General features: G+C 70.7%; 22 protein-coding genes. 12 read left to right on the top strand and 10 right to left on the bottom strand.

Features of this window, described 5'->3' with window-relative positions; all coding sequences use genetic code 11:
* Positions 1-11 precede the first annotated feature (11 nt).
* The gene (locus CBM2594_RS06615; RefSeq protein ID WP_116356135.1) at positions 12-737 is read left to right on the top strand and encodes a Coq4 family protein; all 726 of its coding nucleotides are present in this window, start codon (positions 12-14) and stop codon (positions 735-737) included.
* 78 nt (positions 738-815) lie between these two features.
* Here the strand turns inward: CBM2594_RS06615 and CBM2594_RS06610 are convergent, their stop codons facing one another.
* Entirely contained in the window at positions 816-1,403 is a 588-nt protein-coding gene (locus CBM2594_RS06610) for a malonic semialdehyde reductase (protein WP_116356134.1), read from the bottom strand.
* 88 nt (positions 1,404-1,491) lie between these two features.
* Positions 1,492-2,430, bottom strand: a complete 939-nt coding sequence (locus tag CBM2594_RS06605) for a DMT family transporter (RefSeq protein WP_116356133.1) — start codon at positions 2,428-2,430, stop codon at positions 1,492-1,494.
* A 101-nt stretch (positions 2,431-2,531) separates the two neighbouring features.
* Here CBM2594_RS06605 and CBM2594_RS06600 point away from each other — a divergent pair, with 101 nt between their 5' ends.
* Entirely contained in the window at positions 2,532-2,963 is a 432-nt protein-coding gene (locus tag CBM2594_RS06600) for a DUF1841 family protein (RefSeq protein WP_116356132.1), read from the top strand.
* A 129-nt stretch (positions 2,964-3,092) separates the two neighbouring features.
* Positions 3,093-4,385, top strand: a complete 1,293-nt coding sequence (locus CBM2594_RS06595) for a phospholipase A (RefSeq protein ID WP_116356131.1) — start codon at positions 3,093-3,095, stop codon at positions 4,383-4,385.
* A gap of 6 nt (positions 4,386-4,391) precedes the next feature.
* Here the strand turns inward: CBM2594_RS06595 and CBM2594_RS06590 are convergent, their stop codons facing one another.
* On the bottom strand, positions 4,392-4,823 hold the full coding sequence (locus CBM2594_RS06590; RefSeq protein ID WP_116356130.1) for a thioredoxin family protein: 432 nt from the start codon (positions 4,821-4,823) through the stop codon (positions 4,392-4,394).
* 119 nt (positions 4,824-4,942) lie between these two features.
* Positions 4,943-5,512 (bottom strand): nucleotide exchange factor GrpE, encoded by a 570-nt coding sequence (grpE, locus tag CBM2594_RS06585; protein WP_116356129.1) that lies wholly within the window; start codon positions 5,510-5,512, stop codon positions 4,943-4,945.
* Between grpE and CBM2594_RS06580 the strand changes: the two genes are divergently transcribed.
* Positions 5,511-5,795 carry a hypothetical protein gene (locus tag CBM2594_RS06580; RefSeq protein ID WP_147310411.1) on the top strand — a complete coding sequence of 95 codons (285 nt, stop codon included), beginning with the start codon at positions 5,511-5,513 and terminating at the stop codon, positions 5,793-5,795. The genes grpE and CBM2594_RS06580 overlap by 2 nt on opposite strands.
* The gene (locus CBM2594_RS06575; protein WP_174078557.1) at positions 5,788-5,961 is read left to right on the top strand and encodes a hypothetical protein; all 174 of its coding nucleotides are present in this window, start codon (positions 5,788-5,790) and stop codon (positions 5,959-5,961) included. The genes CBM2594_RS06580 and CBM2594_RS06575 overlap by 8 nt, the downstream gene beginning before the upstream one ends.
* Positions 5,962-6,034: 73 nt before the next feature.
* Here CBM2594_RS06575 and CBM2594_RS06570 read toward each other — a convergent pair whose 3' ends face one another.
* The 3 genes from CBM2594_RS06570 to hrcA all read right to left on the bottom strand — a co-directional run bounded on the left by CBM2594_RS06570 (position 6,035) and on the right by hrcA (position 8,683).
* Complete coding sequence (locus tag CBM2594_RS06570) at positions 6,035-6,430, bottom strand: RNA-binding S4 domain-containing protein (protein ID WP_116356127.1); 396 nt, start codon at positions 6,428-6,430, stop codon at positions 6,035-6,037.
* Entirely contained in the window at positions 6,427-7,542 is a 1,116-nt protein-coding gene (gene hemH, locus CBM2594_RS06565) for a ferrochelatase (RefSeq protein ID WP_116356126.1), read from the bottom strand. The genes CBM2594_RS06570 and hemH overlap by 4 nt, the downstream gene beginning before the upstream one ends.
* A 106-nt stretch (positions 7,543-7,648) precedes the next feature.
* Complete coding sequence (hrcA, locus tag CBM2594_RS06560) at positions 7,649-8,683, bottom strand: heat-inducible transcriptional repressor HrcA (RefSeq protein WP_116356125.1); 1,035 nt, start codon at positions 8,681-8,683, stop codon at positions 7,649-7,651.
* A gap of 114 nt (positions 8,684-8,797) precedes the next feature.
* Between hrcA and CBM2594_RS06555 the strand changes: the two genes are divergently transcribed.
* The 4 genes from CBM2594_RS06555 to mprA all read left to right on the top strand — a co-directional run bounded on the left by CBM2594_RS06555 (position 8,798) and on the right by mprA (position 13,883).
* On the top strand, positions 8,798-9,715 hold the full coding sequence (locus tag CBM2594_RS06555; RefSeq protein ID WP_116356124.1) for an NAD kinase: 918 nt from the start codon (positions 8,798-8,800) through the stop codon (positions 9,713-9,715).
* Between the two features lie 87 nt (positions 9,716-9,802).
* Positions 9,803-11,554 (top strand): DNA repair protein RecN, encoded by a 1,752-nt coding sequence (gene recN, locus CBM2594_RS06550; protein WP_116356123.1) that lies wholly within the window; start codon positions 9,803-9,805, stop codon positions 11,552-11,554.
* Positions 11,555-11,623: 69 nt separating this feature from the next.
* Positions 11,624-12,073 (top strand): hypothetical protein, encoded by a 450-nt coding sequence (locus CBM2594_RS06545; RefSeq protein ID WP_116356122.1) that lies wholly within the window; start codon positions 11,624-11,626, stop codon positions 12,071-12,073.
* Positions 12,074-12,224: 151 nt separating this feature from the next.
* A complete protein-coding gene (gene mprA / locus CBM2594_RS06540; RefSeq protein ID WP_116356121.1) occupies positions 12,225-13,883 on the top strand; it encodes an MprA protease, GlyGly-CTERM protein-sorting domain-containing form in 1,659 nt (552 codons plus the stop codon).
* A gap of 3 nt (positions 13,884-13,886) precedes the next feature.
* On the opposite strand, the gene rrtA is transcribed toward mprA, so the two are convergent.
* Together rrtA and glnE are read right to left on the bottom strand one after the other, a co-directional pair.
* Positions 13,887-14,531, bottom strand: a complete 645-nt coding sequence (gene rrtA, locus CBM2594_RS06535; RefSeq protein WP_116356120.1) for a rhombosortase — start codon at positions 14,529-14,531, stop codon at positions 13,887-13,889.
* Positions 14,521-17,511, bottom strand: coding sequence for a bifunctional [glutamate--ammonia ligase]-adenylyl-L-tyrosine phosphorylase/[glutamate--ammonia-ligase] adenylyltransferase (gene glnE / locus CBM2594_RS06530; RefSeq protein WP_116356119.1), 2,991 nt, complete (start codon positions 17,509-17,511; stop codon positions 14,521-14,523). Before glnE ends, rrtA begins: the two co-directional genes overlap by 11 nt.
* 173 nt (positions 17,512-17,684) lie before the next feature.
* On the opposite strand from glnE, the gene CBM2594_RS06525 reads away from it, so the two are divergent.
* The 3 genes from CBM2594_RS06525 (at position 17,685) to tldD (ending at position 24,466) form a co-directional block, all read left to right on the top strand.
* Positions 17,685-22,055 (top strand): YhdP family protein, encoded by a 4,371-nt coding sequence (locus tag CBM2594_RS06525; protein WP_198048103.1) that lies wholly within the window; start codon positions 17,685-17,687, stop codon positions 22,053-22,055.
* 17 nt (positions 22,056-22,072) lie between these two features.
* Complete coding sequence (locus CBM2594_RS06520; protein WP_116356118.1) at positions 22,073-22,909, top strand: carbon-nitrogen hydrolase family protein; 837 nt, start codon at positions 22,073-22,075, stop codon at positions 22,907-22,909.
* 96 nt (positions 22,910-23,005) lie between these two features.
* On the top strand, positions 23,006-24,466 hold the full coding sequence (gene tldD / locus CBM2594_RS06515; RefSeq protein ID WP_116356117.1) for a metalloprotease TldD: 1,461 nt from the start codon (positions 23,006-23,008) through the stop codon (positions 24,464-24,466).
* Positions 24,467-24,560: 94 nt separating this feature from the next.
* Here the strand turns inward: tldD and CBM2594_RS06510 are convergent, their stop codons facing one another.
* Entirely contained in the window at positions 24,561-25,616 is a 1,056-nt protein-coding gene (locus tag CBM2594_RS06510) for a class I SAM-dependent methyltransferase (RefSeq protein WP_116356116.1), read from the bottom strand.
* Between the last annotated feature and the right edge of the window lie 27 nt (positions 25,617-25,643).

Raw genomic sequence — 25,643 nt, 5'->3', positions numbered from 1 at the left:
GGAGACTGCCCATGGCCACCACGACGGGTTCCGACCCCTACAAGCAGGATGTCTTCGCCGCGTTCCGCGCGGTGCGCAAGCTGATGGCGGACGGCAACGACACCGAGCAGGTATTCCGCATCATGCGCGCGCTCAACGGCCCGTCGATGCCGCGCAACTTCAGCCGCCTGCTGGCCACGCACGACGGGCGCCGCATGGTCTACCAGCGCATCGAACTGGCCGAGCGCCTGTCCGACCCCGCCTACGTGGCGCGCTTCGCGCCGGGCACGGTCGGCGCCGCCTATCGCGCCTTCCTCGAACAGACCGGGTACAGCGCGGACGGGCTGGCCAAGGTGTCGAACCTGGACCAGGAACCGGTGCTCGAAGACGCCTACCTGTGGTTCGGCCGGCGCACGCGCGACATCCACGATATATGGCACGTGCTGACCGGCTACCGCGCCGACGAAAGCCTGGGCGAAGCCGCGCTGGTGGCGTTCAGCTATGCGCAGACCGGCGGCAAGGGCTGGGCCTTTATCGCCATCGCGGCGTCGCTGAAGAGCCTGCGCGTCAGCGGCAGCCTGGCCTTTGCGCGCGCCGTGCTGGAAGGCTACCGGCTGGGCCGCCGCGCCGGCTGGCTGCTGGGCGAGGACTACGAGAAGCTGCTGCACGAACCGATCGACGCGGCGCGCGCGCGCCTGGGCATCGGCGAGCCGCGCCGCTACCTGGCCTGCAAGCCGATGCAGCAATGGACCGCCTGATGGCGCCGCACCCGGCAAACCCCGATAAAAAAAGCGACCACGCGGGTCGCTTTTTTATTGGCTGGCAACGCAGCAGGTTCAGACGATGCGGCAGGCTTCGTCGAACGACAGGCGCGGGCAGCGCGGGAACAGCTTGTCGGCGACGCCATAGCCCAGGTTGCACAGGAAGTTGACCTTCCACTTGCCGTCGGGGAAGAACGCCGCGTTGACCTTGTCGGCGTCGAAGCCGCCCATCGGGCCGCAGTCCAGCCCGAACGCGCGCGCCGCCAGGATGAAGTAGCCGCCTTGCAAGGAACTGTTCATCAGCGCGTCGCGGGCAATCTTTTCGTCGTTGCCGGCATACCAGGAGCGCGCGTCGGCATGCGGGAACAGCCTGGGCAGCTGGTCGTGGAAGGCGGTGTCGAAGGCGATGATCGCGGTCACCGGCGCCGAACGCGTCTTGTCGACGTTGCCGGCCGAGACGCAGTCCACCAGGCGCGCCTTCCCGGCGGCGCTCTTGACGAACACGATGCGCGCCGGGCTGCTGTTGGCAGCGGTCGGGCCGAACTTCATCGCTTCATAGATCTGGTGCAGCACGGCGTCGTCCACATGGCGGTCCTGCCACACGTTGTGGGTGCGGGCTTCGGTGAACAGTTGCGCCAGCGCGGCTTGGTCGATCTGGGACATGCGCGTCCTTTCTGTACGGAAGGTGAAAGAAGGCGCGATTGTACCCAACGGCCGGCGCGCCCCACGACAGCGCCTTTGAGCAACCCGTTCAATTCCCTTGCATGTCGGCCCGCGCCGGCGCGGGGGCGTTGCCGCGGCGGGTCAGCCACAGCACCCCGGCCAGGATCAGGCCGCCGCCCACGGCCTGCGCCGCGCCGATCTGCTCGCCCAGCAGCAAGGCCGCCAGCACCACGGTGACCACCGGCTCCAGCGTCGACAGCATCGACGCCTGCGCCGCGCCCAGCCGCTGCAAGCCGGCAAAGAAGGTCAGGATCGCCAGCACGGTCGACAACAGCGCGATCCCCGCCAGCGCCAGCCAGCCGCCGGCATCGGCCGGAAACTGCGGCGGCGTGCCCGCGCCGGCGCGCAGCAGGCCGACGGCGCCGTAGACCAGCGCCGCCGCGGTGCAGATCACGGTGGTGGTGGCGATCGGGTTGACGCCCGCGGTCAGGCGCGCGCCGACGATGATGTAGACCGAATAGATCACCGCCGCCGCCAGCCCCAGCGCGATCCCCAGCGGCGAACCCACGCCGCCGCCCACCGTCAGCCCGGCGCCGACCGAGCACAGCACCACCGTCACCACCGCGGCGGTGGTCAGCCGCTCCTTCAGGAAGACGGCCGCGAGGATGGTCACGAACAGCGGGTACAGGTACAGCAGCAGCGCCACCAGGCTGGCCTGCGCATGGTTGAGCGCGCTGAAGAAGCAGAACGACTGGCCGACATAGCCGATGCCGCCCATCGCCGCGAGCGCCAGCACGCGGCGCCACGGCGGCAGCGCGATGCCGCGCGTGCGCATCACCCACGCCAGCGCCGCGGCGGCCAGCATGAAGCGCACCAGCAGCAGCCCGTACACGTCCGCGCCGGCGGCGTAGGCAAAGCGCGCGAAGATCGCCATGGCGCCGAAGGCGCTGGCCGAGACCGCGATCAGCAGCACGCCGGCCAGCTTGTCGCGGGCAGCGGTCGGGGCGGTGGGGGCGGAAGCGGTCATCGGGCAGGCGGCGAGTCGGCGATCCCGCATTCTACTTGGCGCCATCGCCGCGGACGCGGCCGCCGGCAAGGGCAGCGCCCGTCGTTTACAATGGCGCCACCATGTTCAATCCCTCACGAGAAGAAGTCCGCCGGTTCTTCTGCGATGCCTGGCAGAAGCAGATCGCAGGCGGCGTGCTGACCCCGCTGGAAGCCATCGCCGTCGACTGGATCGGCGAGCACCCCGAGTACCACGACCTGCTGCGCGACACCGAAGGCGCGCTGGCGCAGGACTACACCCCCGAGCAGGGCCAGACCAATCCCTTCCTGCATCTGGCGATGCACCTGTCGATTTCGGAGCAGGTCTCGGTCGACCAGCCGCGCGGCATCCGCCAGGCCTACGAGGCGCTGGCGCGCCGGCTCGATTCCCCGCACGAAGCCCAGCACCAGGTAATGGAATGCCTGGGCGAAATGCTGTGGCAAGCGCAGCGCAGCGGCCAGCCCCCGGACGGCGACCACTACGTCGACTGCGTCAGGCGCCGCGCCAACCGCTGAGCCCCGCCGGTACGCGCAAAAAGTGCAGCGTACAATTCCTCACAACCCTTGCGGGCGTGCGTGGTAGGCTTTGGGCTCCGAGTTTTCCCCTAGTTGCGTTGCCATCACCTGGCAACGTCGCGCATCTTCATGCCCCCTACTGCCCTTTTTCGGCGGCAGCGCCTGGCGCCAGCCAGACGTGCCGTCGCCCCGCTCTGCCTGTCGCTGCTGCTGGCGTGGCCGCTCGCCGGCCATGCCGGCGTGGCGCTGCTGCAGCCGCCGCGCGTGATCGACGCCAACCAGCCGCTCACGCTCACGCTGGTGGTATCGGCCGACAACACCACGCGCCGCTACCGTATTCCCGACACACTCGAAGTGACCGCCTCCGGCGACCTGCAGGCGCCGGTGCGGCTGGTACTGTGGCGCGAAGTCTCGGGCCCCGCCGTGGTCAACCTGCGCCGCGGCGAACATCGCGCCATCCACTACACGGTGACGCTGCCGCCCGTGCTGCGTGGCCAGGTGCGGCTCGACGCCACCGGCATCGACGCCGCGCCGGTGCTGGTCACGCTGAACCGGCTGCCGCAGCCGGGCGAAACCGCCACCGCGGCGCCGCCGCTTGCGGGCCAGGCGCCGGCCGCCGAAAGCACGGAAAGCGCGGAAAGCGCCCCCGTGCCGGTGACCCCGGTCACCACGGCCGAGGCCGCGGCCCTCGCGCCGGCCGACATTCGCGACAGCGCCCGCTTGTCGTTCCACGACCCGATGTACTTCATGGTCGGCGCGCACGACGGCGCCAATGCCAAGTTCCAGTTCAGCTTCAAGTACCGCATCTTCGAGGGCGAGGATCCTGCCTCGAAAAGCCTGTTCGACAACCTCTACTTCAGCTACACCCAGTTCTCGTTGTGGGACCTGAGCGAGGACTCGGCGCCGTTCCGCGACACCAACTACCGGCCCAGCCTGTTCTACTACCTGTCGGATACCGGCGTGCGCAACAACGTGATCAGCCGGTTGTCGCTGGCCGCGGGCCTGGAGCATGAATCCAACGGCCGCAGCGGCCTGGACTCGCGCAGCATCAATACCGCGTTCATCAAGCCGACCTTCTATTTCGGCGACCAGAACGACTGGCACTGGCGCGTCGCGCCCAAGCTCTATGCCTATGTGGAAAAGGCCGACAACCCGGACATCGCCCATTACCGCGGCTACATGGACCTGGGCATCGCCTACGGGCGACCGGATTCCTGGGAGTTCTCGGCGACGCTGCGCAAGGGCACGCGCAAGTGGTACGGCAGCGTCGACGCGCAGCTGACCTACCCGATGGCGCGGCTGATCCCCGGCACGGCCGGGTACCTGATGGCGGGATATTTCGTCGGCTATGGCGAGAGCCTGCTCGACTACAACCACAAGCTGCCGTGGCAGTTCCGCATCGGCTACGCGCTGACGCGCTGAAGTGAATTAGCCTGTCAGCGGCTTGCCGCTGGCCTTCAACCTTGCGTTGGCGACGGCCGCGGCAAACTGCCCGTGGCCGTGCCAGCCGGTGGCCCGGCCCAGTTTCTTGCCGTTCTGGAAGAACATGAACACCGGAATGCCGTGCAGGCCGAAGCGCCGCCCCAGCTCCGGGTGCGCATAGACGTTGGCGTGCAGCCAGTGCAGTTCCAGCGCCCGCACCGGTTCGGGATTGGCCAGCATGGCCTTCTTGGCCATCTCGCAGTTGAAGCAGTCCACGCCCCAGAAGAACACGCACACCAGGGCGTCCCCGGCCGCGGCGATGGCGGCATCGATGGTGGCGTCGTCGACCTCGCGCATGGCAAATGCGTCAAAGGCGCGGTGGTCGAGATGCGGGGCCGCGGACGGGTCCGGCGCGCCGGCTTGCGGTTCGGTGCTCATGCTTTGCTCCTGAAGCGGTTCACCCGGCGATGCGGTCCACCGCCGATGCGGCGCGCTGCCAACGGCAAACGCCCGGGCCGGCAGGCACCGGGCGTCCGGGCCCTGCAACCGGCAGCAGCTTACTTCGGTGCCGCCACCGTGACCAGCGCCGGCCGCAGCACGCGGTCGGCAATGGTGTAGCCGCGCTGGAGCACGCTCACCACGGTGTTGGGCTCCTGCTCCGCCGGCACCATGGAGATGGCCTGGTGGCGATGCGGGTCGAACTTCTCGCCCACCGGGTTCAGTTCGACGATCTTGCCGCGCTCGAAGGCGGCGGCCAGCTGGCGCGCGGTCAGTTCCACGCCTTCGCGCAGCTTGGCGATATCGCCGGAGCCGTCGGCCAGCGCGGCCTGCAGGCTGTCCATCACCGGCAGCAGGTTGTCGGCAAAGTTTTCGATGGCGAACTTGTGCGCCTTGGCGACATCTTCCTGCGCCCGGCGGCGGATGTTCTCGCCTTCGGCAACGGCGCGCATATACAGGTCGTAATGCTCGCTCGCCTTGGCTTCCAGTGCGGCCAGCTGGGCCGCCACGTCGTCCACGGCCGCGGTTTCCGGCGCGCCGGTCTCCGGGCTGGCGCTGGCGGCGGTGGCCGCCTCATCGCCCGCAGGCGTCGCAGTCTGGTTGGATGGCGTCTGCTTCTGTTCTTCCATGTCGATCCGTATCAATGCAGTGTCGCGGCCCGCCATGGGCGTGGCCGCGGGTGGTAAATCGGCGTGTGTCCGATGCAGGTGGTGGCTGCTCGCCGCATTTCAAGAGTGGCGCCGGCGCGACGCCGAAACACACGGTTACAAAGCCTGCCCCACCGCCATCGACGGCTTATTGCTTTGCGTCAGCGCGCTCACTAAGATTCTTAGTAAGAAAAATGACAAAAATGTCGAGGGCCCAGGAGATGGTTCATTTTTGTTCCGCTTCCGAAAGGTTGGCCATGCATAAGCTCCCAGTCGTCACGCTGTGCCTCGTGGCCGCCCTGGCGGTCATGACCGTCTTTATCTGCCTGTCCGGCGCCTTCACGCCGCGCGATACGGAGTATGGCAGCGGCAAGGCGGTGTTCAAGCACTACATCGTTCCCTTCGTCAGCCCGGACGTCTCGCAGGAATAAGCCTGCTGCCTGTCCCGTTCGCCTGGCTGTCCATTGCGCGGCGGCACCGGAAACGGTGCCGCCGCGCTGCATGTCAGCCCTTGAAGTCGTCGATGCGGCGGCGGTCGCGCTTGGTCGGACGCCCCTGGATCTGCGCGGAGGGTTCCGGCTGCAGGCGCCGGCGCTCGGCGTCGGCGGCCCGGCGCGACTGGCTTTCGGCACTTTCCTGATACAGCGTCTGCGCCACCGGCGCGGGACCGCGCGCCGCGGCGATGCCCTTCACCTCAAGCTCCCAGCGCTGCTGGTGTGCTTCCAACGCAACCTTGTCGCCAGGCTTGACCTCGCGCGAGTTCTTGCACAGCTGGCCGTTGACCGTGACCTTGCCGCGCTCCACCGCTTCGGCCGCCAGCGAGCGCGTCTTGAAGAAGCGCGCGCACCACAGCCACTTGTCGATGCGCTGGCGCGCATCCGCGTCGAAATCCACGTTCATGCCGCCGCTCCCCGCGCCTGCGCCCGCGTGCGCCGCGCCTCCAGTTCATGCGGATGCGGCGTGGCGAGCGGCCAGCCTTGCAGGTGCTGCAGCGCGATCTCCGCCATGGCCGCAACCCACGGCGCGGCATCGTTCATGCATGGAATGAAGTGGAAGTCCTTGCCGCCCGCGACCTTGAACTCAGTCTGGCCCTCCATCGCGATTTCTTCCAGCGTTTCGATGCAGTCCGCCGGAAAGCCCGGGCAGAACACGTCGACGCGCCCCGCGCCGACCTTGCCCAGCTCGGCCAGCGTCGGCGCGGTATAGGGCTGCAGCCACTCGGCCTTGCCGAAGCGGGACTGGAACGTCACCTGGTACTGCCCGGGCTGCAGGCCCAGCGCCTCGCCCAGCAGGCGGCCGGTCTTCACGCACTCGCAGTGGTAGGGATCGCCCAGTTCCAGGGTGCGCCGCGGCACGCCGTGGAACGACAGGATCAGCTTGTCGCCCTGGCCGAAATCCGGCATGCCGTGCCGGCTCCAGTAGGCGCCGACCTGCTGCCGCAGCGCCGAGATATACGCGGGGTGGTCATGGAAATGCCTGACCAGCCGCAGCTCGGGCTGGTTGCGCCACTGCCCCAGCACCCGGAACACCTCGTCGAAGGCGGTGGCCGTGGTGGTGCCCGAGTACTGCGGATACATCGGCAGCACCAGCACCTGCTCGCAGCCCTGGCGGCGCAGCGCTTCCATCACCGAGGCGATCGACGGATTGCCGTAGCGCATCGCGCACGCCACCGTCACGTCGTGGCCGTTCTGGTGCAGCAGCCGCTGCAGCGCGTGCGCCTGGCGCTCGCTGTAGACCAGCAGCGGCGAGCCCGTCATATGGGCCTCGCGCAGCCAGATCGATTCGTACTTGAGCGCCGACGCGCGCGAGCGCAGCGGCAGGATCACCCCGTACAGCAGCGGCAGCCACGCCGCGCGCGGGATCTCCACCACGCGCGGGTCGGACAGGAATTCCTTCAGGTAGCGCCCCACCGCCTTGGGCGTGGGGGCGTCGGGGGTGCCCAGGTTGACCAGCAGGATCGCCGTGCGCGGCGCCTGGCCGTGCTGGTAGGCCGGTTCGGGAGAAAACGTCATGTCGCTTCCGGGTTGGCGCGATGCCGGGATGGGGCGGGCGCGGCGCGCCGGCGCCAGCCACGCGGGCCAGGGAGGGAGCCGCTGGCCAGGCCGGAACGCCGGACCACTAGTTCTGGCTCAGCGCGCTGGACAGCAGCCGCGCGGTAATGTCGACGATCGGGATCACGCGCTCGTAAGCCATGCGCGTCGGGCCGATCACGCCCAGCGTGCCGACGATCTGGCCGTCGACCTCGTACGGGGCGGTGATGACCGCCATGTCTTCGATCGGCACCAGCCGGCTTTCGCCGCCGATAAAGATCTGCACGCCCTGCGCATGGCTGGACACGTCGAGCAGCTGCAGCAGGCTGGTCTTGTGCTCGAACACGTCGAACAGGCGCCGCAGCTTGTCCATGCTGGAAGCCAGGTCGTCGACTTCGAGCAGCTTGCGCTCGCCGCTGATATAGACGTGGTCGTCGTCCTCGTCTTCGGCGGTGCTGCCCGCCTCGACCGCGGCCTGCATCAGCTGCGACATGTCGCGGCGCAGGTCCTGCAGCTCGAGCCGCAGGTGGCTGCGCACGGTGTCGAAGCTCATGCCGGCATAGTGCGAGTTGAAGAAATTGGCCGCCTCGATCAGCTGCGCCGGCGTGTACGAGAGTTCCGTCTGGATGATACGGTTCTGCACGTCGCCCTCGGGGCTGACGATGATCAGCAGGATGCGCTTGTCCGACAGCCGCATGAACTCGATCTGCCGGAACGCCTGCGCGCGGCGCGGCGTCATCACCACGCCGGCAAAGTGCGACAGGTTCGACAGCGTGCGCGCGGCCGCGGTGATCATGCGCTGCGGCCCCAGCTGCTGGCCGCCCAGCTGGTCCTGGATCTGCCCGGTCAGCTCGGCCAGGTCGGCGTTGCGCTCGAGCGGCTTGGCGGTCAGCATCGAGTCGACGAACAGCCGGTAGCCGCGCGGCGTGGGGATCCGGCCGGCCGACGTGTGCGGGCTGGAGATAAAACCCATTTCCTCGAGATCGGACATCACATTGCGGATCGTCGCCGGCGACAGGTCCAGCCCCGAGTACTTCGACAGGGTGCGGGAGCCGACCGGCTGGCCTTCGGCGATGTAGCGCTCGATCAGAGTCTTGAGCAGCGTTTTGGAACGTTCATCCATGATGCCCCGATTTTACGCAAGTTTTGGACCTTCTGGCGGCCCGGCCCGATGTGCCCGGGGAGGGGCCGCCGGCGCCTGCTGACAACCGTCACGGCGGTATGGTCTAATCCCGGCATGTCCGCCCCACCCAAAGCCAGCGCCGTGCGCACTCCATTCAAGACCGTCGCCCTGGTGGGCCGGTACTCCACCGCCGGCATCGAAGGGCCGCTGGAGGAGATCGCCTCCTACATCCTGCGCAACGGCCAGGACGTGGTGTTCGAGCGCGAGACCGCGCTTGCCACCGGGCTGACCGCCTACCCCGCGCTGTCCGCCGAAGAGATCGGCAGGCAGGCCGACGTGGCCGTGGTGCTGGGCGGCGACGGCACGCTGCTGGGCATCGCGCGCCAGCTCGCCGGCTATGACGTGCCCTTGATCGGGGTGAACCACGGGCGGCTCGGCTTCATGACCGATATTGCGCTGGAAGACGCGCACACCGTGCTGCCCGACATGCTCGACGGCCGCTACGAATCCGAGACCCGGCTGCTGCTGGCCTCGCGCGTGGTGCGCGACGACATGGACATCTTCGCCGCGCTGGCGCTCAACGATGTGGTGGTGAACCGCTCCGGCATTTCCGGCATGGTCGAGCTGGCGGTTTCGGTCGACGGGCACTTCATGTACAACCAGCGTTCCGACGGCCTGATCGTGTCGACCGCCACCGGCTCGACCGCCTACGCGCTGTCGGCCGGCGGCCCGATCCTGCATCCGACGCTGTCGGGCGTGGTGCTGGTGCCGATCGCCCCGCACGCGCTGTCGAACCGGCCGATCGTGCTGCCGCACGACGCCGAGGTCACCATCGAGGTGGCCAGCGCGCGCGATGCCAGCGTCAACTTCGACATGCAGTCGCTGACCTCGCTCCTGCCGGGCGACCGCATCGTGGTGCGGCGCTCGGAGAAGACCATCAACCTGCTGCACCCGGTGGGCTACAACTACTACGCCACGCTGCGCAAGAAGCTGCACTGGCACGAATACCCGTCCGAAGACAATCGCCTTTGAGCCGCCTCCGAGCCGCCTCCGAGCGTCATCCAGCCGCCCCTCAGCCCGAGCCCGACCGTTATCGGACCGACCACCCTTCCCGCCACGATGCTGCGCAGCCTGTCCATCCGTGATTTCGTCATCGTCGACACCCTCGACCTGGACTTCGCCTCCGGCTTTACCGTCTTCACCGGCGAGACCGGCGCCGGCAAGTCGATCCTGATCGACGCCCTGGCGCTGGTGCTGGGCGAGCGCGCCGATGCCGGCGTGGTGCGCGAAGGCGCGCCGCGCGCCAGCGTCAGCGCTACGTTCTCGACCCATCCCGCGCTCGATGCCTGGCTGGCCGAGCGCGAGCTCAACAGCGAAGACGACGGCGGCGTGCCGACCGTGCTGCTGCGCCGCACCGTCGATGCCGGCGGCCGCAGCAAGGCCTTTATCAACGGCGCCGCCGCCACGCTGGCGCAGCTGCGCGAAGTGGGCGACCAGCTGGTCGACATCCATGGTCAGCATGCGCACCAGCAACTGCTGCGCCCCGATGCCCAGCGGCTGCTGTTCGACGCCCACGCCGGCCTGACGCAGCAGGCCGCTGCGGTGGCCGAGGCCTGGCGCGCCTGGCGTGCCTGCGTGCGCCAGCGCGAAGCGGTCGAGCAACAATCGCGCGAGATGCAGCTGGAGCGCGAGCGGCTCGAATGGCAGGTGGGCGAGCTCGACAAGCTCAACCCGCAGCCGGGCGAGTGGGAAGAGATCCAGTCGGAGTACAACCGGCTCTCGCATGCCGCCGGCCTGATCGACGGCAGCCGCGCCGCGCTCGAAGCGCTGTCCGAGGCCGACGGGTCGGTGCTGTCGGCGCTCAACGGCATCGTGCACAAGCTGCAGCAACTGGCCGATGTCGATCCCGCGCTGCGCGACGTGCTGGCCGCGCTCGAGCCGGCGCAGGTGCAGGCCGAGGAAGCCGCGCATTCACTGACGCGCTATGTCGACCGGCTCGAACTCGACCCCGAGCGGTTGCAGGCGGTGGAAGAACGCATGCAGGCGCTGCACGCCACCGCGCGCAAGTACCGCCTGCCGCCCGAGCAGCTGCCCGACGAACTGATCGCGCGCCGCCAGCAGCTCGATGACCTGCAGGCCGCGCAGGACCTGAACAAGGTGATGGCGCGCGAGGCCGCGGCCAAGGCCGCCTACCTGACGCTGGCGCAGCACCTCAGCCACGCGCGCAAGCAAGCCGCGCAGGCACTGTCCGCAGCCGTCACCGAGGCCATGCAGGGCCTGTCGATGGCGGGCGGCAGCTTCGTCGCGGCGCTCAATGCGCTCGACGAAGGTCAGAGCTACGGCCTCGAGCAGGTCGAATTCCTGGTTGCCGGCCACGCCGGCGTGAGCGCGCGGCCGCTGGCCCGGGTGGCTTCCGGCGGCGAGCTCGCGCGCATCAGCCTGGCGATCTCGGTGATCACCAGCGAGGCCTCGCCCACGCCCACGCTGATCTTCGACGAAGTCGATACCGGCATCGGCGGCGCGGTCGCCGAGGTGGTGGGCCGGCGCCTGCAGGAACTGGGCCGCGCGCGCCAGGTGCTGTGCGTGACTCACCTGCCGCAAGTGGCGGCGCAGGCCGGCACCCACCTGCTGGTCAGCAAGGAAACCACGGCCGAGGCCGACGCGTCGGTGACGCGTTCGCGTATCCGCGTGCTGGACCCGGCCGGCCGCGTGGTCGAGACCGCGCGCATGCTGGGCGGCGCCACCGTCACGGCCACCACGCTGCAGCATGCGCAGGAGATGCTGGCGCAGGGCATGGCCGACAGCGGCGCCGGCCAGCCCGCGCGCGCGGGCAAGGACGGCAAGCGCAGCCGCCGCGCCGCCGCCGGCTGACGTCGCGCCACATTGCGCGGCATTGCGTTGCATCGCGCGCCAATCCCATCCATTGACAGGAGCTTCCCCATGACCCGCCCAGCGCCCACCGGCCACCGGCCCCGCCAGCGCGCCTCGCTGCGCGCCCTGCTGGCCGTCGCCACCGCCGCCTCGGCCGCACTGCTGGCACTGTCCGCCTGCCAGGCCCAGCCCAAGGCCTCGGCGCCGCCGCCGGGCAGCATCACCGACGACCGTGCGCTCGGCGACATCATGGTCCGCTTCAAGCCGCCCGCGGTGGACATGTCCGAAGACGCCGGCAAGCTGCTGGCCGAGATCAAGGGCCCGATCCGCTACGTGGTCAAGCGGCCGATGTCGGGCGGGGTCTGGCTGGTCACGGCGATCTCGCCGTCGGCCGATGCCACCCTCGACCAGGCCGTCGACACGCTGCGCGCTACGCCGCGCATCGACACCGCCGAACCCGACCGGCTGCTCAAGCCCAGCCGCAATATCCCCACCAGCCGCGACATGCCGGCGCGCTAGGACGCGATTGCATCTGTACGGAATGCCGCATTAACGCACGCGAACGACCCCAAAGCCGCCCTTGCACAAGCCGGCGGGATCGTATTCGCTACATAAGATGCCCACGCGCCGGCCCGGCCCGAGCGCGCTACGCCCCAGGGAGGAGACATCCATGCCGCAATCCGCGCTGTCCGCGTTGCCCGTGCTTTCCACGCTGTCCGTTTCTTGCCGCAGCTTCGCGGGCCGCCGCTGGCGGGCCCTCGCCCTGGCCGCCGCCGCTGCGTGCGGCGCGGTCCCGACCGGCGCGGCGCTCGCAGCGGGCGCGCAGTCCGCGCCAGCCTATACTGGCCACATCATCGTGCGCTGGCGCGACGGCACCACCGCGGTCGACGGCAACGGCAGCGCCAAGTCGCCCGCCGCCGCCGAAGCCCTGAAGCAGCTGAGCGAACGCACCGGCATCGCGGTCTCGGCACGCCGCGCCATGGGCGGCAACCTGCAACTGCTGCAAGTCGCCGACGCCTTCGCCGCCGACCCCGAAGCCGCGGCGGCACGGCTGCGCCAGGACCCGCGCGTCGCCGATGCCGTGCCCGACCGCTGGCTGCGGCTGCACGACACCCTGCCCGACGATCCCGAGTTCCAGGTCAACCAGCCCTACCTGAAGGGCACCGGCACCGCCGTCGGCGGCGTCAACCTGCCGCGCGCGTGGGACCGCACCCGCGGCAGCACAGGCATGGTGGTGGCGGTGGTCGACACCGGCATCCTGCCCCACCCCGACCTGCAGGGACGGCTGCTGTCCGGCTTTGACTTCATCAGCACCACCACGGTCTCCAACGACGGCGACGGCCGCGACGGCGACCCGACCGATGCCGGCGACAACCTGCCGGCCGGCTTCACCTGCCCGGGCAGCAGCACGCCCACCACCGAGCCCACCAACAACAGCTGGCACGGCACGCGCGTGGCCGGCGTGCTGGGGGCGCTGACCGGCAACGCGCGCGACATCGCGGGGGTGGACTGGAATGCGCGCATCCTGCCGGTGCGGGTCTCGGGACGCTGCGGCGCGCTGCTGTCCGACACCGTCGACGGCATGCGCTGGGCCGGCGGGCTGCCGGTCCCCAACGTGCCGGACAATCCGACGCCGGCGCGCGTGGTCAATATCAGCCTGGGCGGCGGCACCTGCAGCAGCATCGAACAGCAGGCCGTCAACGACCTCAATGCGCGCGGCGTGGTGGTGGTGGCCGCGGCCGGCAACAACCGCGGCGCGGTCGAAGCGCCGGGCGACTGCAGCGGCGTGATCGCGGTCACGGCCCATGCCAACGGCGGCGAGAACGCCAGCTATGCCAACGTCGGCCCGCAGGTGGCGATCAGCGCGCCGGGCGGGGGCTGCGGCAACTCGCAGGTGGTCGACGGCCGCTGCACGGTCACGCCCTCGGTGATCCGCACGCTCAGCAACGACGGCAAGACCGCGCTCGGCAACTACGTGGTGGCATCGTCCGCGGGCACCAGTTTCGCCGCGCCGATGGTCTCGGGCGTGGTGTCGATGATGTTCACGCTGAACGGCTCGCTGACGCCGGCGCAGGTCACCGCGGCGCTGAAGAGTTCGGCGCGTCCGCATCCGTCCGGCACCTTCTGCACCACCAACCAGGGCGTGTGCGGCGCGGGCATGCTCGATGCCGACGGCGCGCTGCTGACCGCGGTGGGCATGCCGCCGGCGCAGCCCGCGCCGGCGCCGGCTGCGGACGACGGCGGTGGCGGCGGCGCGGTGCCGCTGTGGAGCGCGATGCTGCTCGCCGTGGCGGGCCTGTCCGGCTTCGCGCTGCGGCGCCGCGGCTAGCACTCAGGCGGCGCCAGCGCCGTTGCGCGCCGGCCGCCGCGCCAGCCACCACTCCTGCAGGACCCAGCACAGCAGGCCGGCCACCGCGCCGGCCGCGTGCGCCACGCGCACCACGCCGAAGCCCCACGCCGGGTCGAACACCACCGGCGCCAGCCACGACTGTTCCACCCAGACCTTGGCCAGCACGCCCAGGCACAGCAGCACGCCGGTGGCACGCGCCAGTCCCGGCATGCGCAGCAGCCCCAGCGCGCCCCACAGCGCCAGCCCGTGCAGCGCGCCCGAGAGCCCGCCGTACCAGGCAATCGCCGGCACCCGCAGCAGCACCAGCTGCACCGCGATGCCGCACGCCACCAGCACCAGCAACAGGCTGCGCGCCCGCGCCACGCGCGCGCAGATCGCCAGCACGCCGGTGGCGGCAAGCATGTCGGCCAGCCAGTGATGCCCGTCCAGGTGCACCCACATCGCCGTGGCCAGGCGCCACCACTGCCTGTCGTGCAGCACCGCGTCGCGCAGGTACAGGCCATGCGCGTGCCACCAGGGCAGGAAGGTGAAGGCCGCCGACAGCGCCCACACCAGCGCCAGCGCCGCCAGCAGCCCCGGCCACGATGCGCCCGCCGGCGCCGGCAGGCCGGCGGCGTCAGTCCTCACCGAACACGGCGCGCCACAGCGTGCGCACCGCCGCGGTCTGGTCGGCCATCGACGCCGGCGCCACGCGCGCGTGGGCCTGGCCGTCGAGGCGCAGCTGGTGCTGGCGCGCGCGGAACAGCCGGTAGGCGTCGCCCACTGCCAGCGCCAGCGTGGCATCGATCAGGCCCAGCGCGCCGGCTTCGCGCAGCAGCGCGATATTGCCGGCGTTGCGCGTCAGCTGCGGATGGGCGCGGCTGTGCAGCAGCACCAGGTACTGCACCGTGAATTCGATATCGACCATGCCGCCGCGGTCGTGCTTCAGGTCGAACAGGTCGGTCGGGTTGGGATGGCCTTCGGCCACCTTGCGGCGCATCTGCGCGATCTCGCCACGCAGTGCCGCGGCGTCGCGCTCGTGGCACAGCACCTCGCCGCGCAGCGCCTCGAAGCGCGCGCCGATGGCGGCATCGCCGGCGCAGAAGCGCGCGCGCGTCAGCGCCTGGTGTTCCCAGACCCAGGCGGTGTTGTCGCCCTCGCGCAGCTGGTAGCGGCGGAACGCGTCGAAGCTGGTCACCAGCAGGCCGGCCGCGCCATTGGGGCGCAGCCGCGTGTCGACGTCGAACAGCGCGCCGGCCGCGGTATGGCTGGTCAGCCAGGTGATCAGCCGGCGCGCATACGCGGCATAGACCTCGGGGGCGCGCTCGTGCTCGTCGTCGTACAGGAAGATGATGTCCAGGTCCGAGGCATAGCCCAGCTCCTTGCCGCCCAGCCGCCCATACGCGATCACGGCGAAGCGCGGCACCTCGCGGTGGCGCGTGGCCAGCTGGCGCCAGACCGTTTCCAGCGTCGCGTCGAGCATGGCATCGGCCAGGTCCGACAGGCGGTCGGCCACCTGCTCCACCGTCAGCATGCCCTGCAGGTCCTGCAGCAGCACGCGGAAGGTCTCGGCATGGTGCTCGCGGCGCAGGATGTCCATCTGCTGCTCGACCTGGCCTTCCGCAGCCAGCAGCCGCTCATGCAGGCGCTTGCGGAACGCGGCCCAGTCGGGCGCGCCGGCCAGCGCGTCGCTGTCGAGCAGCTCGTCGAGCAGTTGCGGATGGCGCGTCAGGTAGGCCGCGGCCCAGCGCGAGGCATGCAGCGTCTGCGCAACGCGGTCCATCGCCTGCGGGTACTCCGACAACAGCGACAGGTACGAGGCGCGGCGGCTGATCGCTTCGAGGAAATCGATAAAGCGGCCGATGGTGCTGTCGGGATCGTCCTGGCGCGCGGCGAGGTCGAGCGCGCGGTTGACCAGCTGGTCGAAGCGCGCGCGGCTGGATTCGGACAGCGCGCGGTAGCGCAGCGACGCCGCGATCGCGCGCAGGCGGTCCAGCAGCGCATTGCAGTCGGTAAAGCCGGCGGCCTGCAGCCGCTGGCACGGCACCGCGCTGTCGGCTTCGCCTTGCTGCGCGTCCTGGCGCGGGTTGTCCTGCGCGCGCGCGGCGCTGTCGTGGATCACGATGTCCGGCCACAGGGCCTCGCAGGGGCCGGCATCCGGGTCGGAGAAGGTGGCCTCGAACTGCTGCGCGACCGGCTCCTGCAACTCGGCCAGCCGCGCCAGCAATGCCGGCCAGTCGGCGCAACCCATCATCTGCGCCACCGCCTGCTGCTCGTCCGGTGACGTCGGCAGGTGGTGGGTCTGGGCGTCGTCGCGGTATTGCAGCCGGTGTTCGAGCTGGCGCAGGAAACGATAGGCGTCGCCCAGCTGCGCGGCCTGGCCGGCCGGCAGCAGGCCCCGCTCGACCGCCACCGCCAGCACCTCAAGCGTCGGCCGGATGCGCAGCGCGGGGTCCTGTCCGCCGCGGATCAGCTGGAACACCTGCGCCATGAATTCGATCTCGCGGATGCCGCCGCGGCCCAGCTTGATATTGAACGAGCGCTGGTTGACTCCATGCCCCGCCAGCCCGCCGCTGCGCTTGGCGGCCTCGCTGCGGATCTGCGCGTGCAGCGAGCGGATCGCCGCGATCACGCCGTAGTCCAGGTAGCGCCGGAACACGAACGGCGTGGTCAGCCGCGCCAGCAGGCCGGCGGTACGCTGCGCATGGGGCGAGTCCAGCGCCGACACCACGCGGCCCTTGATCCAGGCATAGCGCTCCCACTCGCGGCCCTGCACTACCAGGTATTCCTCGAGCATGCCCAGGCTGCACGCCAGCGGGCCGGCATCGCCATTGGGGCGCAGCCGCATGTCGACGCGGAACACGTAGCCGTCGGCGGTCACGTCGGCCAGCAGGTTGATCAGCCGGCGGCCCAGGCGGATGAAGTACTCGTGGTTGGACAGGGTGCGCGGCCCGCCCTGGGTTTCGCCGTCTTCGTCGTAGAGGAAGATCAGGTCGATGTCGGACGAGACATTGAGCTCGCGCCCGCCCAGCTTGCCCATGCCCACCACCACCAGTTCCTGCACCTCGCCGCTGTGCGCGCCGACCGGGCGGCCGAAGGTGGCGGCAAGATCGTCGCCGAGCATCGCCAGGCCATGCTGGATCGCCAGTTCGGCCAGGTCGGTCATGGCGCCGGTGACCTCGCCCAGCGTCGCCAGGCCGCGCAGGTCGCGCTCGATCACCGCGCACATGACCTCGGCGCGCAGTCGGCGCAGCGCGCGCTTGGCGGCGTCTTCGGCGTCGGCCGACGGTGTGTGCAGCGCCTGCAGCCGCGCCGCCATCCAGGCGCGCGTGAGCGGCTGCGCCACCGCGGCGGCCAGTATCTCCGGCAGGTCGGGGCGGGCCTGCAGCACGCGCCGTGCGTAGTGAGAGTACGCGGCCGAGTACAATACGTCGCCGCCTGCCCGGGCGCCTTCGCCGTGCGGCGGCAGCGCCTGCGCCGCGGTGACGGCAAAGGCGCCGGCAGCCATGGTGCCGGGGCCCTGCCCCGGTGCGGCGGACGCCGCGTGGGCGGCTTCCGGCGTGGCGCGCGCGCCATGTTGGTCTGCAGCGCCGCCGGCGGCGGAACTCGTCGGATCAGAGGCAGTCATTCCAGTATTTGAAATGCGAGAAAGGTGCGGCCAGGGGCATCCCGCTGCCTGCGCCCTGCCGCTCGCGCCGCGGACGCGCCATCGCCGCTGCGGTGCGCGCAGCTTGCGCATACTTGTATCAGCCGGCCGGGCACCAGATTGGAGAGCGGCTAGTATTGTCGGATAATCTGCGCATGTCCAGCCGCGCCCCACAACCCGCTCACGGTTCTCCCCCCAATGGCGGCGCGGGCGGGCACGAGGCCGCCACCATGCTGCCGGCCCGGCCCACCGGCTCCCTCGGCATCGAAACCCCCGAAACCGCTGACGCCCCGCGCCGGCCCTCCGCCTGGGCGCGTGCCGCGGCATGGGGCCGCGCCGGTGCCCGCGCCGCCGCGGCGGGCGTGCGCCATCCGTTCTGGCGCGGCCTGGGCCGCGCGCTGGTGCGGCTGGCGCTGGTGCTGGCCGTGCTGGCGCTGGCGGCGGGTCTGCTGATCCGCTTCGTGCTGTGGCCGCAGGCCGCCGCCGCGCGCGAGTGGCTGGAACAGCGCGGCTCGCAGGCGCTGTCGGCGCAGGTCAGCATCGGTTCGCTGGAGACGTACTGGGACGGCTGGCATCCCGCCTTCCGCGCCCGCGGCCTGAGCGCGATCGACGCCCAGCAGCGCGCGCTGCTGTCGACCGCCACGCTCGACGGCAAGCTGGCGTGGCGTTCGCTCATCAGCATGAACCTGCAGTTTGTCAGCCTCAGCGCCGCCGGCACCGACATCCTGGTGCGCCGCACCCCCGAGGGCCGGCTGCTGGTCGCCGGCATGGTGGTCGACGCCACCGGCGGCCAGCAGGACGACGACCGCTTCCTGGGCTGGCTGATGTCGCAGGGGCGAGTGGCGCTGTCCGACGGCAAGCTGCGCTGGCTCGACGAAAAGGCGCGCCTGCCCCAGCTCGACATCGGCGAGATCCGCCTCGACACGCGCCGCGACGGCGCGCGCCACAGCTTCCACCTCGAAGCGCGCTCGCCGGCACTGGGCCCGCGCCCGCTGGAGGTGCGCTCCACCTTCCGCGACGACTACCTGCACAGCGCCGGCAACTGGCGCCACTGGGCCGGCCAGGCCACCTGGGACCTCGGCCAGCTGCAGCTGCCGGTGCTGCAGCGCTACCTGGCGATATTCGAGCGGGTCGCCAGCGGCACCTTCAGCACCGACGGCAGCATCGAATTCCGCCAGGGGCGCATCGTGCGCAGCCAGACCCGGCTGCGCGCCAGCGGCGTCGACCTGCAGCTGGCCGGCGCGGCCGCGCCGCTGCGGCTGGCCAATGCGCAGGCGCTGCTGCTGCACCGAACCGAGCGCGACGGCAGCAACCTGCTGACCGTCGACACGCTGCTGTGGCAGCCGCTGCAGGCCCAGCAGCCGGCCGTGCCCGACGACAGCCACGCGCCTGCGGTGGCCGACGGCAGCTGGCGCGAAGGCATGCGCAAGGTCGCCATCGGCTGGGCCCGGGCCAAGGACGGCACCCTGAGCCAGTTCTCGCTGAAAGCGCCGACGCTGGACCTGAACACGGTGCGCGCGGTGGCTGCGTCGATGCCGATCGACACCGCGGTGCTGCGCAAGCTGCGCGCGCTGCAGCCGGCCGGCCACCTCGACAACCTCAATGTCAGCTGGACCCGCGCGCGCGCCGGCATGCTCGAGCGCGGCAGCGGCAAGCCGCACTACAGCATCCAGGGCACGCTGCGCGAAGTCTCGGTCAACGGCCAGCCCGCCGTGCCGGCGCAGGACGCCGCCGGCCATGCGCGCCTGGGCACGCCGGGCTTCTCGCGCCTGTCCGGCACCTTCGCCTTCGACGACCAGCAGGGCACCGCACGCTTCGAGGGCAACGACGCGGCGCTGATGCTGCCGGGGCTGTTCGAAGACCCGCGCCTGGCGTTCGACCAGATCGGCGGCGACGTGCGCTGGCAGCATCGCGACGGCAAGCTCGCCGTGACGCTGGACAACCTGCGCTTTGCCAATGCCGACGCCGCCGGCTCGGTGCGCGGCACCTGGCGCGAAGGCGGCGATGGCAAGTCGGGCATCGCCGACCTGGCCGGCGAGATGACGCGCGCCACGGTGGCGCGCGTGCCGCGCTACCTGCCGCTGGATATTCCCGCCGCCACCCGCCACTACCTGGCCGGCGCGCTGGCGGGCGGCGAAGCCGCGGGAGTCAGCTTCGTGCTGCGCGGCGACCTGGCGCACTTCCCGTTCCAGGCGCCGCACGAAAAGGCCGGCGAGTTCCGCGTCGAGGTGCCGATCGAACACGTCAGCTACCAGATCGCGCCGCATGACTCCCCGCAAGCCACGCACGCGGCGGCGCACGGCACCCCCGCCGTCGCAGCGTCATGGCCGGTGTTCACGGATATCGCCGGGCGCGTAGTGTTCGACCGCGGCAGCATGACCTTCCTGGCGCGCCGGGCCACGGTGCAGGACATTGCCGGCGTCACGCTGCACGATGTCAGCGGCCGCATCGACGACCTGAGCCCGCGCGGCAAGCTCGCCATCGACGGCAGCGCCACCGGGCCGGTGCAAGGCTTCGTGCGCTACATCAACGCCTCGCCGGTGCGCGAATGGACCGCGCACGTGGCCGACGCCGCCAAGGCCAGCGGCAACGGCGAACTGAAGCTCAGGCTCGAGATGCCGCTGGAGCACGCCGACGCGGCCAGGGTCGACGGCCGCTTCCGCTTTCCCGGCAACGATGTCGTGCTCCACCCGCAACTGCCGGCGCTGGGCAATGCCAGCGGCACCATCACCTTCAACGAGCACGGCTTCGGGCTGGAGAACCTGCGCGCCCGTTTCCTCGGCGGCGAGCTGCGCCTGGCCGGCGGCACCCAGCCGGACGGCGCCACGCGCGTCAGCGCCAGCGGCCAGGCTTCCGCCGCCGGGCTGCGCGAGGCCGCCGCTGGCACGGCGCTGGCGCCGCTGGCGGCGCGGCTGGAAGGCGCCACCGGCTACAGCGCGGTGATCGGCGTGCGCGAACGGCAGTTGCAGCTCCAGCTGAACACCGAGCTCAACGGCATGGCGCTGCAGCTGCCGGCGCCGCTGGCCAAGGCAGCCGCGCCCGCGCTGCCGCTGCGCGTGGAACTGCGGCCGGCCACCACCGCCAATGCGCGCCCCGGCACCGACGAACTGACCGTGCAGCTGGGCAATGTGCTCAACGCCCGCTACCTGCTGCGCCGCGATGGCGGCGGCAACGGCAGCAACGGCTTCGACGTGCTCGCGGGCGGCATCGGCGTGCAGCAGGCGGCGCCGCTGCCGGCGGCCGGCGTCAGTGCCGCGGCCACCTTCGACCAGCTCGATATCGATGCCTGGCGCGCGGCCTTTGCGGGTGGCAGCGGTGGCAGCGGCAGCAACGCCGGCAGCGCGGGCGCGGCCGAGCCGCCCTCGCCGTTCCTGCCGAACCGCATCGCGCTGCGCGCGCGCACGCTGCACGGCATGGGCCGCACGCTCGACGAGGTCGCGCTCGACGCCAGCCGCGAAGCCGACGGCTGGAACGCAAAGGTCGACTCGCGCCAGATCGCCGGCGCGGTGCAATGGCGCCCGGCCGGGCCGTCGGCAGCCGGCTCGCTGCGGCTGCGGCTGGCGCGCCTGAACGTGCCCGATGCCAACGACGAGCACAACGTGGTCGATGCGCTGGCCAGCAGCATCGACACCTTGCCCGCGATCGACCTGGTCGCCGACCAGTTCATGCTGCGCGGCCACGACTTCGGCAAGCTCGAGGTCAAGGCGCATACCGACACCGGCGCTGGCGGCGCCGACCCGGTCTGGACCCTGGACAAGCTGCAGATCGAACAGCCCGGCGCGACCCTGACCGGCAACGGCAGCTGGCGCGTGCCGCGCCGCCTGCGCGCGGATGCCAGCGCCGAGCGCCGCACGCTGCTGTCCTTCGCCATCGACATGCGCGATGCCGGCGCGACGCTGGACCGGCTCGGGCTGCCGCATACGCTCAGCGACGGCAAGGGCAAGCTCGAGGGCCGCGTGGCGTGGCGCGGCTCGCCGCTGTCGATCGACTATCCCACGCTGACCGGCAAGCTGGCGCTGGACCTGGAAAACGGCCAGATCCTCAGCGTCGAGCCGGGCGCGGCGCGCCTGCTGGGCGTGCTCAGCCTGCAGGGCCTGCTGCGCTTTGCCACGCTGGACTTCCGCACGCTGTCGGGCCGCGGGCTGCTGTTCGACCGCATCACCGGCAGCGGCACCATCGAGAACGGCGTCGGCACGATCCAGGACTTCCAGCTGCGCAGCCCGCAGATCATCGCCAGCATGAGCGGCACCGCCAATCTGCTGCGCGAGACCCAGGACCTGCACGTGGCGGTGGTGCCGCGCATCAACGCCACCACCACCTCGATCGCGGCGGCCTTCATCAACCCGGCGCTGGGCATCGGCACGCTCGCCGCGCAGCTGCTGTTCGCCGACGAGTTCTCCAAGATGTTCACCCAGCACTACCGGATCTCGGGCAGCTGGGCCAACCCACAGGTCGGCAAAGTGGAGGACAATAAGGCGCAAGGCCCGACCTTCCAGAACCGCGCGGACCCGGCCTTCCCGCGCTAGAAGAAGATGCCGCCCCCATGAGCCCAGCCAAGCCAGCCAGCCCTGCCCCGTTCCGCGTTGCCGCGGTCCAGACCGTGACCGGCACCTCGCTCGATGCCAACCTGGCGCGCGCCGAGGCGCGCATCGCCGAGGCCGCCGCCGGCGGTGCCGAACTGGTGCTGCTGCCCGAGTATTTCTGCATCATGGGCCGCGCCGAATCCGACAAGGTCGCGGTGCGCGAGCACGACGGCGACGGCCCGGTGCAGCAGTTCCTGGCCGACACCGCGCGCCGCCATGGCATCTGGCTGGTCGGCGGCACGCTGCCGATGTGGTGCGACGACCCGCAGCGCGTGTACAACACCTCGCTCGCGTTCAACCCGCGCGGCGAGCGCATCGCGCGCTACGACAAGATCCACCTGTTCGGCTTTACCCGCGGCACCGAAAGCTATGACGAGTCGCGCACCATCCTGGCCGGGCGCACGCCGGTCAGCTTCGATGCGCCGTGCGGCCGGGTGGCGATGTCGGTGTGCTACGACCTGCGCTTCCCGGAGCTGTACCGCGGCCTCGCCGCCGACGGCGGCACCAGCCTGATTCTGATGCCGGCCGCCTTCACCTACACCACCGGGCAGGCCCACTGGGAAATCCTGCTGCGCGCCCGCGCCATCGAGAACCAGTGCTATGTGCTGGCGGCGGCGCAGGGCGGCAAGCACGAGAACGGCCGCCGCACCTGGGGCCATTCGATGCTGGTCGACCCGTGGGGCGAAGTGCTGGCGATGCTGCCCGAAGGCGAAGGCGTGGTCGGCGGCGTGATCGACCCGGCGCGGCTGGAGGAAGTCCGGCAGAACCTGCCGGCACTGCGGCACCGGGTGCTGTAGCATGTACGCAAGCGCGGGGGCCCATGGCGCCCCCGCCCACAGGATTGTCTGCCGCGCCGGCCAGCCCGCGCGGCCCAAGGAAAAAAAGGACCTCTCATGAACGCCGGCGATCTCGGAATCCGCAACCTGGCCACCGCGCAGCAACTACTGCTGGCGCCATACGGCCTGGACGAAGCCAGGCTCCAGCGCGTGCTGGCCGATATCTTCACGCACAAGGTCGACTACGCCGACCTGTACTTCCAGTACACCCGCAACGAGGCCTGGAGCCTCGAGGAAGGCATCGTCAAGTCGGGCAGCTTCAGCATCGACCAGGGCGTGGGCGTGCGCGCGGTCTCGGGCGACCGCACCGCCTTTGCCTATTCGGACGACATCAGCCTGGCGGCGCTGTCGCAGGCCGCCGCGGCGACGCGCACCATCGGCCGCGCCGGCAGCGGCCGGGTCAAGGTGGCCGGCGAGCTGGCCACGCACGCCGGGCGCAACCTGTACACCCCCAACGACCCGCTCGACTCCATGAGCGCGGCGGAAAAGGTCGCGCTGCTGGAGCGCATCGAACGCATGGCGCGCGCCAAGGACCCGCGCGTGGTCCAGGTCATGGCAGGCCTGGCCGGCGAGTACGACGTGGTGCTGGTGGCGCGCAGCGATGGCGTGATCGCCGCCGACGTGCGCCCGCTGGTGCGGGTCTCGGTCACGGTGATCGCCGAACAGGGCGGGCGCCGCGAGATCGGCTCGTCGGGCGGCGGCGGCCGCTATGCCTATGGCTATTTCACCGACGACCTGCTGCAGCAGTACGTGGACGAAGCGGTGTCGTCGGCGCTGGTCAACCTGGACGCGCGCCCGGCCCCGGCCGGCGCGATGACCGTGGTGCTGGGCCCGGGCTGGCCCGGCGTGCTGCTGCATGAAGCCGTCGGCCACGGGCTGGAGGGCGACTTCAACCGCAAGGGCTCGTCGGCGTTTGCCGGCCGCATGGGCGAACGCGTCGCGGCCCGGGGCGTGACCGTGGTCGACGACGGCACGCTGGCCAACCGCCGCGGCTCGCTCAACCTCGACGACGAAGGCAACCCGACCCAGTGCACCACGCTGATCGAGGACGGCATCCTGCGCGGCTATATCCAGGACACGCTCAACGCGCGCCTGATGAAGATGCCGGTCACCGGCAACGCGCGCCGCGAAAGCTATGCCGCGCTGCCGATGCCGCGCATGACCAACACCTACATGCTCAACGGCGACAAGGACCCGCAGGAGATCATCGCCAGCGTCAAGCGCGGCCTGTATGCGGTTAATTTCGGCGGCGGCCAGGTCGACATCACCAACGGCAAGTTCGTGTTCTCGGCCAGCGAGGCCTACATGATCGAGGACGGCAAGATCACCTACCCGGTCAAGGGCGCGACGCTGGTCGGCAACGGCCCGGAATCGCTCAAGGACGTGACCATGATCGGCAACGACATGCGGCTCGATTCCGGCGTCGGCGTGTGCGGCAAGGAAGGCCAGAGCGTGCCGGTGGGCGTGGGCCAGCCGACGCTGCGCATCGAGAATATGACGGTGGGCGGGACTGCCTGAGGCCGCTGTCTAATCAGGCGGTTTGCTCCCCTCTCCCGCTTGCTGGGAGAGGAGCGCTCAATCAGCATCCAGGACGCCCCCCCAAGGCCGCACCTCAGGGCCGCACCTCATACACCAGATTGAACGGCGTCTGCGCCGCCCGCCGGAAGCTGCGAAAACCCGCCTGCTCCGCCACCGCGTGCATGCGCGCCTCGCCCGCCTGCGCGCCCAGGCACAGGCCCACTTCCTGCGAGCGCGACGCCGGCGTGCAGATGAAGGTCGACGCGGAATAGAACACCCGGCCCACCGGGTTCAGGTTCTGCTCCAGCGCATCGTTGGCAAAGGGCTCGACGATCATCCACGCGCCGTCGGCGCGCAGGGTCTCGCGCACGTGGCGCGCCGCGCCGACCGGGTCGCCCATGTCGTGCAGGCAGTCGAACACCGCCACCAGGTCATAGTCCCTGCCGCCATAGTCCTTGGCGCTGGCCACCTCGAAGCGCACGCGCTCGGCCACGCCGGCGCGGCGCGCGGCCTCGGCGGCATGGCGCACCGAAGGCTCGTGGTAGTCGAAGCCGACAAAGCGCGACGCCGGAAACGCCTGCGCCATGATGATGGTCGACGCGCCATGGCCGCAGCCGACGTCGGCGACCGTGGCCCCCGCCGTGAGCCGCGCCGCCATGCCGTCGAGCGCGGGAATCCATTCGGAGACCAAATGCGCCGCATAGCCCGGCCGGAAGAAACGCTCGGTGCCATGGAACAGCGCGGGATCATGCTCATGCCAGCCCAGCCCGCGGCCATTGCGGAAGATGTCGATCATCTTCGGAATCGCGCGGAACTGCGCCACGGCGATCTGGAACGCGCCCGGGATAAAGGCCGGGCTGCCTTCCTGCGCCAGCGCATAGGCCTGTTCCTCGTTCAGGCTGAACTGCGCGGAATCCGCGTCATAGTCGACGTAGCCGCTGGCCGCCTGCGCCGACAGCCATTCGCGCAGGTAGCGCTCGTCGGTATGGGTCTTGGCCGCCAGCACGGCGACGGTCATCGGTTTTTCCGCCAGCGCCTTGTACAGCCCGAGTTCATCGCCGACGACCACGGTCGCGGCATGCATCACCGCGCCGATATCGCCGACGAATTTTTCCATAAAGGCATTCAGCCTCGCTTCATCGACGCTCATGATGCACCTCCCCGTGCGCACTGCTCC

It is taken from the genome of Cupriavidus taiwanensis (assembly GCF_900249755.1).
GTDB lineage: Bacteria > Pseudomonadota > Gammaproteobacteria > Burkholderiales > Burkholderiaceae > Cupriavidus > Cupriavidus taiwanensis_D.
Note: the sequence above shows the minus strand (reverse complement) of the source record. Positions and strands in the feature narration are given on the sequence as shown.

Bases quoted from the DNA above. Each gene is read 5' to 3' on its own strand.
- CBM2594_RS06615 (WP_116356135.1), top strand. From the start codon at position 12: ATGGCCACCACGACGGGTTCCGACCCCTACAAGCAGGATGTCTTCGCC.
- CBM2594_RS06545 (WP_116356122.1), top strand. From the start codon at position 11,624: ATGACCCGCCCAGCGCCCACCGGCCACCGGCCCCGCCAGCGCGCCTCG.
- CBM2594_RS06580 (WP_147310411.1), top strand. From the start codon at position 5,511: ATGTCGATCCGTATCAATGCAGTGTCGCGGCCCGCCATGGGCGTGGCC.
- CBM2594_RS06605 (WP_116356133.1), bottom strand. From the start codon at position 2,430: ATGACCGCTTCCGCCCCCACCGCCCCGACCGCTGCCCGCGACAAGCTG.
- CBM2594_RS06600 (WP_116356132.1), top strand. From the start codon at position 2,532: ATGTTCAATCCCTCACGAGAAGAAGTCCGCCGGTTCTTCTGCGATGCC.
- hrcA (WP_116356125.1), bottom strand. From the start codon at position 8,683: ATGGATGAACGTTCCAAAACGCTGCTCAAGACTCTGATCGAGCGCTAC.
- grpE (WP_116356129.1), bottom strand. From the start codon at position 5,512: ATGGAAGAACAGAAGCAGACGCCATCCAACCAGACTGCGACGCCTGCG.
- CBM2594_RS06555 (WP_116356124.1), top strand. From the start codon at position 8,798: ATGTCCGCCCCACCCAAAGCCAGCGCCGTGCGCACTCCATTCAAGACC.
- CBM2594_RS06510 (WP_116356116.1), bottom strand. From the start codon at position 25,616: ATGAGCGTCGATGAAGCGAGGCTGAATGCCTTTATGGAAAAATTCGTC.
- CBM2594_RS06525 (WP_198048103.1), top strand. From the start codon at position 17,685: ATGTCCAGCCGCGCCCCACAACCCGCTCACGGTTCTCCCCCCAATGGC.
- CBM2594_RS06595 (WP_116356131.1), top strand. From the start codon at position 3,093: ATGCCCCCTACTGCCCTTTTTCGGCGGCAGCGCCTGGCGCCAGCCAGA.
- hemH (WP_116356126.1), bottom strand. From the start codon at position 7,542: ATGACGTTTTCTCCCGAACCGGCCTACCAGCACGGCCAGGCGCCGCGC.
- CBM2594_RS06575 (WP_174078557.1), top strand. From the start codon at position 5,788: ATGCATAAGCTCCCAGTCGTCACGCTGTGCCTCGTGGCCGCCCTGGCG.
- tldD (WP_116356117.1), top strand. From the start codon at position 23,006: ATGAACGCCGGCGATCTCGGAATCCGCAACCTGGCCACCGCGCAGCAA.
- CBM2594_RS06590 (WP_116356130.1), bottom strand. From the start codon at position 4,823: ATGAGCACCGAACCGCAAGCCGGCGCGCCGGACCCGTCCGCGGCCCCG.
- CBM2594_RS06610 (WP_116356134.1), bottom strand. From the start codon at position 1,403: ATGTCCCAGATCGACCAAGCCGCGCTGGCGCAACTGTTCACCGAAGCC.
- CBM2594_RS06570 (WP_116356127.1), bottom strand. From the start codon at position 6,430: ATGAACGTGGATTTCGACGCGGATGCGCGCCAGCGCATCGACAAGTGG.
- glnE (WP_116356119.1), bottom strand. From the start codon at position 17,511: ATGACTGCCTCTGATCCGACGAGTTCCGCCGCCGGCGGCGCTGCAGAC.
- recN (WP_116356123.1), top strand. From the start codon at position 9,803: ATGCTGCGCAGCCTGTCCATCCGTGATTTCGTCATCGTCGACACCCTC.
- mprA (WP_116356121.1), top strand. From the start codon at position 12,225: ATGCCGCAATCCGCGCTGTCCGCGTTGCCCGTGCTTTCCACGCTGTCC.
- CBM2594_RS06520 (WP_116356118.1), top strand. From the start codon at position 22,073: ATGAGCCCAGCCAAGCCAGCCAGCCCTGCCCCGTTCCGCGTTGCCGCG.